Origin of the sequence: Mycobacterium sp. (genome assembly GCF_049673265.1) — a bacterium.
Lineage (GTDB): Bacteria > Actinomycetota > Actinomycetes > Mycobacteriales > Mycobacteriaceae > Mycobacterium.
In genome coordinates this window covers 1-10307 of record NZ_JBATXN010000196.1, presented here as the reverse complement: position 1 = coordinate 10307, position 10307 = coordinate 1, and the positions used below count along the sequence as shown (strand labels likewise).

General features: G+C 63.5%; 8 protein-coding genes and 1 pseudogene. 2 read left to right on the top strand and 7 right to left on the bottom strand.

All coding sequences use genetic code 11. The features are described from left to right. Positions 1 to 141: pseudogene (locus WBF82_RS06920) on the bottom strand (Gfo/Idh/MocA family protein); the annotation flags it as partial. A 575-nt stretch (positions 142 to 716) separates the two neighbouring features. Between WBF82_RS06920 and WBF82_RS06915 the strand changes: the two are divergent. Then, on the top strand, positions 717 to 881 hold the full coding sequence (locus WBF82_RS06915; protein ID WP_424382324.1) for a hypothetical protein: 165 nt from the start codon (positions 717 to 719) through the stop codon (positions 879 to 881). Positions 882 to 890: 9 nt separating this feature from the next. Here the strand turns inward: WBF82_RS06915 and WBF82_RS06910 are convergent, their stop codons facing one another. From WBF82_RS06910 to WBF82_RS06890, 5 genes are all read right to left on the bottom strand, one after another. Next, positions 891 to 1232, bottom strand: a complete 342-nt coding sequence (locus tag WBF82_RS06910) for a DUF732 domain-containing protein (protein WP_424382323.1) — start codon at positions 1230 to 1232, stop codon at positions 891 to 893. An 84-nt stretch (positions 1233 to 1316) separates the two neighbouring features. Next, the gene (locus tag WBF82_RS06905; protein WP_424382322.1) at positions 1317 to 2789 is read right to left on the bottom strand and encodes an MFS transporter; all 1473 of its coding nucleotides are present in this window, start codon (positions 2787 to 2789) and stop codon (positions 1317 to 1319) included. 132 nt (positions 2790 to 2921) lie between these two features. Next, positions 2922 to 4964: a glycoside hydrolase family 172 protein gene (locus tag WBF82_RS06900; protein ID WP_424382321.1), complete on the bottom strand. Its 2043-nt coding sequence runs from the start codon at positions 4962 to 4964 to the stop codon at positions 2922 to 2924. A gap of 373 nt (positions 4965 to 5337) precedes the next feature. Then, on the bottom strand, positions 5338 to 5655 hold the full coding sequence (locus WBF82_RS06895) for an STAS domain-containing protein (protein WP_424382320.1): 318 nt from the start codon (positions 5653 to 5655) through the stop codon (positions 5338 to 5340). Further along, a complete protein-coding gene (locus WBF82_RS06890) occupies positions 5655 to 8159 on the bottom strand; it encodes a SpoIIE family protein phosphatase (RefSeq protein ID WP_424382325.1) in 2505 nt (834 codons plus the stop codon). Before WBF82_RS06890 ends, WBF82_RS06895 begins: the two co-directional genes overlap by 1 nt. A 393-nt stretch (positions 8160 to 8552) precedes the next feature. Here WBF82_RS06890 and WBF82_RS06885 point away from each other — a divergent pair, with 393 nt between their 5' ends. Then, entirely contained in the window at positions 8553 to 9089 is a 537-nt protein-coding gene (locus WBF82_RS06885; RefSeq protein ID WP_424382319.1) for a hypothetical protein, read from the top strand. A gap of 3 nt (positions 9090 to 9092) precedes the next feature. On the opposite strand, the gene WBF82_RS06880 is transcribed toward WBF82_RS06885, so the two are convergent. Next, a partial coding sequence (locus WBF82_RS06880) for a PecA family PE domain-processing aspartic protease (protein WP_424382318.1) occupies positions 9093 to 10307 on the bottom strand: 1215 nt, incomplete at its 5' end.

The window sequence follows — 10307 nt, the reverse complement described above, 5'->3', positions numbered from 1 at the left end:
GCCGTGTTTGGCGGCAAATGCCTTTCCACGCGAAACGTCGCGCGCTGCGACGGCGACAACCACGACATCGGCGTTTGCTTTGGCCGGTTTGATGAGCGCCGGCGGCGCGATGCGAGCTGCACCCAGTACTCCGATTTGCACGGGATCAGGCTACTTGGCAGCGCAAAGCTGTGGGTGGGAAAATATCGAGCGTTAAATCCGGTAATTTTGAATTACGCCGAATTGAACAATCGCTGTCATTTGCGTGGGCCGCAGGTCGACTTCCTTCTTTCTCAGCAAGATCATCCGAATTCTTAATGTCGCACGCAGACTGGCCGCCTACCGTCAGCCCATGATTGCGGTCGGTGAGCTGGTTCGGTTCCCGTCGAGTCGATCGGCGGCCCCGCCGCCACTGCGCTGTCCCCGTGGTCATCTGATGCGGCCAGAACGGATGCTGGTCGGTAGCACCGAATGCTCCTGCGGGCGTCACTCAACCTGGCGATGTCATTGCGGCGCCGTGACATATGGGCCCGAACTGAGGGAGAACTGCAGTCGGCTTCGACAGACCGACGCCTCCGAAGCCAAGTCGTCTTCGCAAGCTTGCTCGAGGGCGTAAACACCCATGTCAACGTCTCGTAAAAGCGGTCCGCAGCCCCTCGCGGACACGCCACTGGACTGCGTACATTTTTTAATTGAATTGTCGGGCGTTTCGCCCGTCCCGTTTGAGGAAGAAGGTCATGTTCACCACTGAGTCCCGACTCCTTGAAGAATTGCGCAACAGCTCTGTCGAGTTGCGGCGCCTTGCGTACACGCTGCAGAACGGGGTCGGCGAGCACGATCTGCTTCGATTGTCGGAGCGGATGCGCGCCACGGCCGACGAGGTGGTTCGCAGCGGGGTTTAGCCGCTTGCCCTAGTTGCCCTCAGCACCTTTAGGTTTCGGCGGCCTACCCTCGCCGGTCAGGTATTTCGGGCAGTACTCGCCGGCTGCGATCGTGGTGAACTCCGCGGCGCCGTGGCCGGTGAATCCCGGGTTGCGCAGCTGAAGGTTGTTCACAATCTCGGTATCCGGCGTCCCCTTGTCGACCAACGCGCACACGTCCTTGGCGACAGCGATCGCAGCAGCCGGGTCCTGGTAGGTGAGGCCAGCCGCGCGAAGTTGGGAAAGGAAGTCGTCGTCTTTGGGGTCGGCGTATGCCGGCGCGGCCGCACCGACCATGGCGGCGACGCTTGTCAGAATCAGCAGACGTCTCATAGTTGCTTCAGTGTTGCAAAATCATGTCGTCGACGCATCCCGCATCCGGCCCGGCGGCGACATGCGACAAAAGTTCAGCCGGCGTTAACCCGACTCCTCCTCGCGCTCAGCGTCGGCCACTGTCAACGGCAACGCCAGTTCTTCCAGCGGGCGTTGCTCGGCCGCGACACCCAGCCAAAGTTCAACGAGCCCCGAAATGGCCATCACCGCGGCTCCGATTAGGAACGACCAGACCACCAGGCCGCGCTCCCCCGAGTTGATCAGCTGACCGAACAGCAACGGACCGGTGATACCGCCGATCGCGGTGCCGACCGCGTAAAAGAACGCGATCGCCAGTGCTCTGGTCTCCATCGGAAAGATCTCGCTGACGGTCAAGTAAGCCGCGCTGGCACCCGCCGATGCTAAGAAGAACGTCACCGCGAGCACGATGATGAACGCCCAGACCCCGCCGGCCTGCGTCACGAAAATCGCGGCGAGCCCGATGGCTACCACGGCCGAACCGACATAGGACAACGTGATCATCGGTTTGCGGCCGACGGTGTCGAACAGGTGCCCAAGCGCCAGGGGACCGACGAAATTACTGAGCGCCCACAGGATGTAGAACAGCGGCACCTTCCCGGACGAGACGCCGTAGAACCCACTCAACAGCGTGCCGAGATTGAAGGTCACGCCGTTGTACAGAAACGCCTGCCCGATGAACAGCGCCAATCCCAGGACGGCGCGGCGCGGATAGAGCTTGAACGCCACCCTGGCGATCTCCCGGAACGAAATGGTCTCGCGCTGACGGACTTTGAGCGGACGTCCTTGCGGTTCGGGCAGTGGCTGGCCGGTGTCGTGCTGGATTTCTTGTTCTATGGCTGCGACGACCTGTTCGGCTTCCTGCTCGCGCCCGTGAATGAACAGCCAGCGGGGACTTTCGGGAACGTTGCGCCGGACAAGAAGGACGAAGATGCCGAAGATGGCGCCGATACCGAAGGCGAGCCGCCACCCGATGTTGGCCGGAAAGTTCGACGTGTCGAGGAGGACCAGCGCGCCGGCCGCTCCTCCAGCCGAGCCCAGCCAGTACGTCCCGTTGATCACCAGGTCCACCCGACCACGCACTCGGGCGGGGATCAGCTCATCAATTGCCGAGTTGATCGCGGCGTATTCGCCCCCTATTCCGGAGCCGGTGAAAAAGCGCGTGATGAAGAAATACCAAGGCGCGAAAGCGAATGCGGTGGCCACAGTGGCGACCAAATACACCGCGAGCGTCAGGATGAACAGATTGCGCCGGCCGAAGCGGTCCGTCAGGTGGCCAAAGAACAACGCGCCTAAGCAGGCCCCCGCGATGTAGATCGCCGCTGACATACCGATCTGGGCGGGGTTGAGTTCGATACCGCTGCCCCGTTCGGTGAGGCGTGACGACACGTTGCCAATCATCGTGACCTCGAGCCCGTCGAGAATCCAGACACCGCCAAGCCCGATGACGACGCGCCAGTGGAACCGGGCCCAGGGCAGTCGGTCCAGCCGTGCCGGCACTTGCGTGGTGATCGTTCCGGTCTGCACGCTTTCGCTCATGGTGCTCCGTTCTGGTCGACCGACGGTTACCCACTCTGATCAATCGCAAGCCTCGACCGACAAGAAGCCGGCATCTCGGCCGGCGACGCCACAGCTGATATGCCCGCCCCGATGGGAGCGTATGCGCAGACGTCAATCAGCGACAACAGATAGCGCATCGATGTGATAGCGGCTGGCAGTCCACGGCGGCGTACCCGGGGTCGGCATGAAGCTGACCGCCACAAGATTTTTGCCTGCGGTCAGGTGCGCGGGCACGAGGTAGGTGTCGTCGAGCCAGCGGTGTGCGTTGTTGCTGCGGGGCTGTAACCAGGTCCCGACCGGTGTGCCGTCGATGGCGACCTCCGCTGATTGGTACCCGGTCGCCTGGTCCGACGTGCGGCGCAGCAGGATGCCGTGATTATCCGGGTCGATGAGGACGTGGAATGTGATGGGAGCGTTGGTGGCGTGAACCAAGCCGGCGACCGCGCGAGTGTCATCGCTGCCCTCGTATTCACTGACCAACAGCTGATCGCCCGCGCCGCCGTCGGAGTAGCCGTGCAGGAGTCGACTGACCGGATCGCCCGGGATGACTTCGTCGCTCGGGGCGATGGTGGCGTTGGGTTGGGTGTAAAGGAATGCCGTTGAGCTGTAGTCGGGTTGGACCATGTTGCGTTTGCCGTGTTCGATGCCGAATCGGATTGCGGAACGGTAGTCGATCGCTTCGGCGAGCATGAGCCGATAGACGGAGACGCAGTAATCCGCGCAGCCACCGGTGGCCGTGCGCTGATCGGGTTGGCCGGTCAGCGGGTCGCTGTAGGTGGTGCCGTTGTGGAAGTACCAGCCGCCTTCGTAGAAGTCCTCAGTGCCGGTGCCATACCACTGCGGCGATGCAGAGCCGTCGGTATAGACCCGTTCGGCTCCTTCGAGGAAGTAGGGAGAGTCGTCGCCGAAAGACGTTTTGATCCGGGCACCGCGGATCGTGTGGCTCACGCCGACGAACTTTCCGTGGCCGTGTTCGTCGGCGAACAACCAGTCCTGACCGAGTGTCGTCGGTCCGGAATGCGAACGTGCGGTGAAATATCCGGCGCGGCCGCCGGCGAGCGCGGGTGCCCACTGGGGGTCGGGTGTGAACACGACATCACTGTCGACTCCGGTCACCGGGGCACCGGTCGCGTTGACGAGAGTGACGTGGGCGGTGCGGGCGAAAGGCATTGGCCACCACGCTGCCAACGACAACGATCCGTCGGGTTGTGGGGTCGTCGCGAACATCAACGAATGCACGGTGTCGGTGCCCAGCCCGGCGCCGAAGAATTCCCCGAGCGGCGAGTCGACCATCGGTCGGCCGTCGAACTCGATCAGCAGCCGCAGCCCCGCTAGGAGTTGATCCGCCGGTTGCGGTAACCGCAACTGCAGCGCCGAGATACCGCCTGAGCCGGTCGATTCCGCGATCTGCAGCACGTTGCCGGCGGGAATCTGGTTGACGCGACGGTTGTGCATTGCGGTGGGTGCCGTTGGTTTGGGGTCGACGGCGCCGGCTGCGCGGAACGCAGCAACGACGTCGAGTGCCGGGTCGGAGGGCACGAACGTGGTCACGCCGTCGGCAGTGGAAAACTTGCGATAGTCGACGTGGTAATACTCCAAGTGCGATGCGACGCTGACCCGCATCGACTTCCGGTACGGCATCGGCACTTTGACGTACACGCCTCCCGGCGACTGCGTTGCGTTGGCCACCAGAGGCCAGACGAACGGCGCGCCCAGCGCACCGTCGACCAACGACTGCAATGGTGCGTCGAGCACCGTCTGCCCATCCAGTTCGATGCGGATCGCTCCGAGCGCGCTCACATTACCGCCGTCCCGAGTGAACCAGATCGAATCAATCTCACCGGCGCCGCGATCTTCCGCGATGACACAACCGGCACCACCGGCTGCCAGGCAGCCACCGGTGCCGTTCTTGTTGCCGGTGGAGATGTCGAAGTTGCCGCCGCTTCGATCGAAGCTCGAGACCTGCAGGCTCTGTGTGTCGCCACTCAAATATGGCAACCGGTCTAGATGACGGTAGGTGTCCCAGCCCACCAGCTTTTCACCGTGCCCGCTGATAACCGGGCCGACAGGCTCCGCCGAGGCGTCGGCAACAATGCTGACTCCCAGCAGCAGGAATGCGAACGTTGCCGACAACGCGCGAACGACGACCGGCATGGCAGCGATTATCTCGCGTGCCCGTTGCTTCGAGCGCGTAACCGACACGCCGATCACCTGATCGCGATGTCGGTGCGGGACTGGCAGACTGTGCACAGCGCGAAATCGCTACCGTGAGAACAGTTTCGGGTGTTCGCATGCAGGAAAACTGCTCGTAACCGGTTGGAGGAAATGGCTCGGTATGTGGTACTCATACACCAGTACTGGCTGGCGGGCCTACATAGGCGTAGTTGCGTCGCGCCGTGCCAGTACGACCGTCGTTTTGTGGATCCAACGGGTGATTTTAGCGACGATGCAGGCAGAGCTGGTGTCATGGCGAAGCATGCAGGCACGCAAGCACGTTCGCGGTTTACGTCGTCGGTAGAGAGGTACCTCAGCTTTCCCCTGCTGCCTCGACCGTAGTCAGTTCGTTCAGCCCGGTGATGGTGAAGATGCGGATCAAGAAAGGGTGGACGATGAGCTGGATCTGCTCGGCGTAGTTGAACAACGCGTTGATGGCCGCGCTGTCCAGGTACTTCACCGTGCTGAGGTCGACCGTGAGTTTCCCGCCGCTACTCGCTGTCTCAGCGATCGCGGTGCTGAGGGCTTGAGTGAATGTGTCGACATTGCTGAGATCAATTTCCCCCGCCGCGGTCAGTACGAGCTTCCCGTCGTCTCCGCGCGCGGTGTCGAGAGTGAGCAATGTGGGCATCAGGTGATCCTCGCGAACAAATAAACTGTTGTTCCGGCCGCTTCGGGATGAATGGCGATGTCGTGCATGAGCGCTCGCATAAGGGTGATACCGCGGCCGCGATTGGCATCAGCCGGTTGCGGAGGCTTCCACGAGCCGGTGTCGACAATGGTCAACTGCACGTGATCGACCAGTGCAGTCGCGCGCAGGCTGATGCTGCCCTCCGGGCTGTCGCGATGACCGTGCTCGATGGCGTTGGCGACGGCTTCTCCGGCGGCGACGAGCATGTCATGAGCTTGATCTGGCGCCACCCGAGCTCGGGTCAGCCAGCTGCGCAACGCGGCGCGTGTCGGGGCGAGCTGGCTGACGTGTGCCGGGAAGTCCATCTCTAACGGCGCCGGATGGCGGTAGAGCAGCAGCACAACGTCGTCTTGGTAGCCGTTGTTGGGCGCGAGACCAGACATGATCCGGTTTGCCAAATCGTCCAGTGCTGAGTCGCGGCCGTCCTGCACCAGCACAGAGGCGCGGCCGATGCCCTGGTCAAGTGCGCTGCCGCGGCGCTCAACCAGACCGTCGGTGTAGAGCAGCAGGGTTGCGCGCCCAGGCACGGTCACGCGGGCTTCCGGTCGTGGCCGGTCGGGTCGTAATCCCAAGGGAATGGTTTTGCCATCTTCAAGCGTCCGGGTGCTGCCGTCGGCATAGACCAGAACGGGCGGCGGATGCCCCGCGCTGGAGTACACCAGTTCACCGGTGCGGGGGTTGAGCACCCCGCAGAAAGCGGTGGTGCATTGGGCGCCGGGTAGCCGCGCCGCGAAGCGGTCCAGCCCCGCGAGCGCGGCGCGTGGGCTGGGGTGGTCGAGCAGCAGTGCGCGGCAGGCGCTGCGCAGCTGTCCCATCACGGTGGCGGCGGCAAGGCCATGACCCACGCAGTCGCCGACAATCAACGCGATGCGCCCGTCTTCCAGGTCGACAATGTCGTACCAGTCCCCGCCAACCTGCAGCGGCCGGCTGGCGGCTTGATAGCGCACCGCGAACCCGCGCGGTAGATGAGCAGGACCGAGGATTGCGTGTTGCAGCGCCAGTGCGGTTTCGCGCTGTTGGTCTACCCGGTGCACCCGTTGCAGGCCTTGGCCGAGGCGACCTGCCAGCACGGTGAGCAAGGTCTGGTCCTCGAGGGTGAACGGCCGCTTTTCGGCCAACCGGATCCAGACGACGAGTACGCCCTCGGGATGCTGTAGTGCGATCCCCGCCGTTCCCGGACGCGTTGCGTTGGGAGCGAGTAGGTCGCCGTCGCGCAACGACGTCAGCATCTCGCGTGTTTCGAATGACAGGTCGTCCCACGTCGCGGGGTCGCCGACTGATACCAGGTCCGGCGCGCCGGAGCTGGTTTCCGTAAACGATCTGTGGGCCGGGAAGATGACGGCCAGGACGCTGCGGGCCCGCCACAGTCGACGTAGTTCTTCAGCTGCGGCTCGTAGGGCGTCGTCGACGGTGTCGGCTTGGGCGAGTTGCTGGTTGAGCGCATGTTCGCGACTTGCTGCCAGCGCCAACGCAATTGCAGCGTGTCGTGCGAAGTCGCTGACGAGCTCGAGGTAATCGCTGCCGAATGGTGACTGTCGCGGGTTGCGTGCGACGGCGATGACGCCAAGTACCGCGTCGTCCGCGGTCAGCGGCATGACGATCGCCGAGCGTTCACCCACGTCGGTGAACCCCTCGATCGGATATTGGAAGGAATCGGTGATCAGGGGTATGCCGCGGCGCGCGACACCGCCTGTGGTGGAGGCGTCCATCGGAACCTGCTGGCCGATGACCTCTGATGAGTACCGACCCGCCGTGGCCGCCACGACGAGGGTGTCGACCTCGTGGGCAGGCAGATCAGATTCGCTCGGAACCAGCAAGATGGCCTGCTCAGCGTCGGCCAACTCCAGCGCCCGGTTAACGATGAGCTGCAACGGTCCCATCTGTGGGTCGCCGGACAGTAACGCCGTGGTGATTTCACGGCTGGCCTTTGTCCATTTCGCGGATTCGCGTTCTCGCTCGAAGAGTCGGGCATTGTCGATGGCGGCCGCGGCCGCCGACGCCCACGCCCGCACGGCGCTTTCGTGAGCCGCGGAAAATATCCGGCCGGGCCTGTCGTCGGCCAGGTAAAGGTCGCCGAAGTGAGCTGCCCGCACAGTGATCGGTATTCCCAGGAGTGCCCGCATCGGCGGGTGGTGCTGGTGCAGCTGCGCGGCCTGCGGATGAGTACTGAGATCTTCGACGCGAAGACCATCACCTACCGGCAGCTCACCGAGTCGCCGCGCTGTATCGTCGTCGATCCCGGCGTGGACGAATGAGGCCAGAGCGCTCTCGGCGTCGCGGATGCCCAAGGCTCCGTAGCGGGCGCCGGTCAGCTCCATCGCCGCATTGACGATTCGCTGCAACGTCACGTCAAGGTCCAAATCGGAACCGATCCCGACGATGACCTGCACCAGCTTTTCCAGCTGATCGCGAGCCTCGACTAGCTCGTCAAGCTCGTCATGCATTCCGCTCACCGGCTCATGCCCGCCCTGCCCGGTGAATACAGCGCCAACCCGTCACTCCCCACAATCCTTGTTCGATCTGTCAAAACCGTACGCCGCGATCGGTGTCTTGGTGCCTCGACCAGCAAAGAGCTGCTGGGAGGTGTAGGCGCTGTGTCGTCACGTCAAGCGCCGATCAGGTAGACGACCGCAAAGCGATTGGCGCAACGCCGCGCTTCCGGTGATGAGTCGCGAGCTTGAGCATCGTTCCTTCCGATTGCATTAGGCCGCTGCGTTTTGAGCCGTACTCGCCATACCCGTTATCCGCGCGCGTAATCAGCGACCATTTATTTTCGCGTGCCGATCATGTGGGCCCGTGGTTCCCTGGTAGGCAGCCAAGCCGCAGGAAGGACGGAAATGTCTACGCAACAGCGCCTCGTGGCAGGCGGGTCCGGCAACCGCCGACGCCGCAGTGACCTGATCTGGGCCGCAACGGCGTCCACCGGCTATACATTCGCCATGCTCGCGCTGGAGCGACAGATGCGCCGCGCCGGCGGCCCGGGCATCGTTGCATTCGAATTGGCGGGCAATGCCACACGCGCACAACAAATTATGAACGCATGGGGAGACGACGGCCGGCGCGCGGCGCGCCGGTCACTGCAGCTCGATTTCGGCTACATGGCCACCTACGGCACTTTTGCCGCACTGCTGGTGGATTACGCCCGCCGTCGACTGGGCCACCCGGCCGCGGTTTCTCTTAGTGTCATTCCCGCCGTCGCCGGCGACGCAGTTGAAGGCGTTGCGCTGTTAAACGTTCTGGCGGGCAACAACATTGATGACAATGCGCGCCGCGCCCGCCGCGCCGCGATTATCAAGTTCGTCGTGCTCGTCGCCGCGTTGCTGTACACCGCCTACGCGTGCATCAGGAAACCGGCACTACCTGCCGCCGGATGATCGTCAGGAATCGAAGGTTGTCGTCCCGAACCCGCTCGGGCTTTCCGCCACGTACACCGGCCCCATGGAGAAGGGTATGTAGCCGGCATTGAACTGATTTCCTGTCGTGACGAATGGCCCGTCGGTAGCGGTCGTGGTGTACGAGTACAGCAGCGTTTGGCCGTCGCCGGTGTAGACCGAAATGGATATTCCCGCTGGTACGAATCCGGAGGTCTGCCCGGTCTCAAGCACCGATGACGGGATGAATCCGGTCACACCACCGGAATCAATTGAAACGAAAACGCGTTCGAGGGGTCCGGCACCGATCTTTACCTCCAGAGTGCTAATCGGTGCTCCGGCGACCGAGATGGTGCTGGGTAAGGGGTTGGGACCGAACTCCAGCACGTGCTGAGATTCGTTGATGAGTGCACCCTGATCAAGAGTGCCGGGCAACGCTGTGATCACCGTGCTGGTGCCCGGGAAGCCGTTATCAGGACCGATACCCAGAACGCCAACTGCATCGGTGCCAGAGAAATAGTTTTCGAAAGCTGGCAGCGACTGAGGGGTGACAAGGTCAACGGCGGTCGGAGAGGTGACCAGGCCACTTCCGAAACTCACCGTCGTGTCGTACGTATCGTAGGAATACGACAGCCCGCCGCTGTAACCTGCTGCACCCGAATAAACTTCGCTGCCAAGACCTAGCGTTGGCACATATTGGGGTTCGATGACAAGTCCAGTGGATCCGGTGTCAACTATTACCGGCTCCATCGGTCCGCCGTTGACGGAGATGTATGCCACCGGCTGATTAAGACCATTCATCGTCAGTGGGACGGTTGCGTTCGCCAAAGGGGGCGTGCCGTCGGTCCCGCCCGGGGTTCCGCCGATGCCGCCGGCTCCGTTGATACCGGGTGTGCCGACCGGGCCGCCGCTACCACCGATGCCACCCGTGCCACCATCCCCGCCATCGGCGGTGGTGCCATTGGCGCCGACGGCGCCCGCGTTACCGCCATCGCCGCCGGTGCCCCCGGCGCCGCCGTAAGCATCGGGGCCAACGTATGCGGCGCTGCCGCCATTGCCTGCGTTGCCGCCGTCGCCACCTTGACCGGCAGCACCACCGGCGCCGGCCGCCCCGCCGTTGCCGCCGTTGCCGCCGTTGCCGCCATTCATGCCTTGTGCGTAGCCGTCGGTGCCGCCGCCGCCGTTCCCGCCAACGCCGCCCTGGCCGCCGTGCCCCTCGGT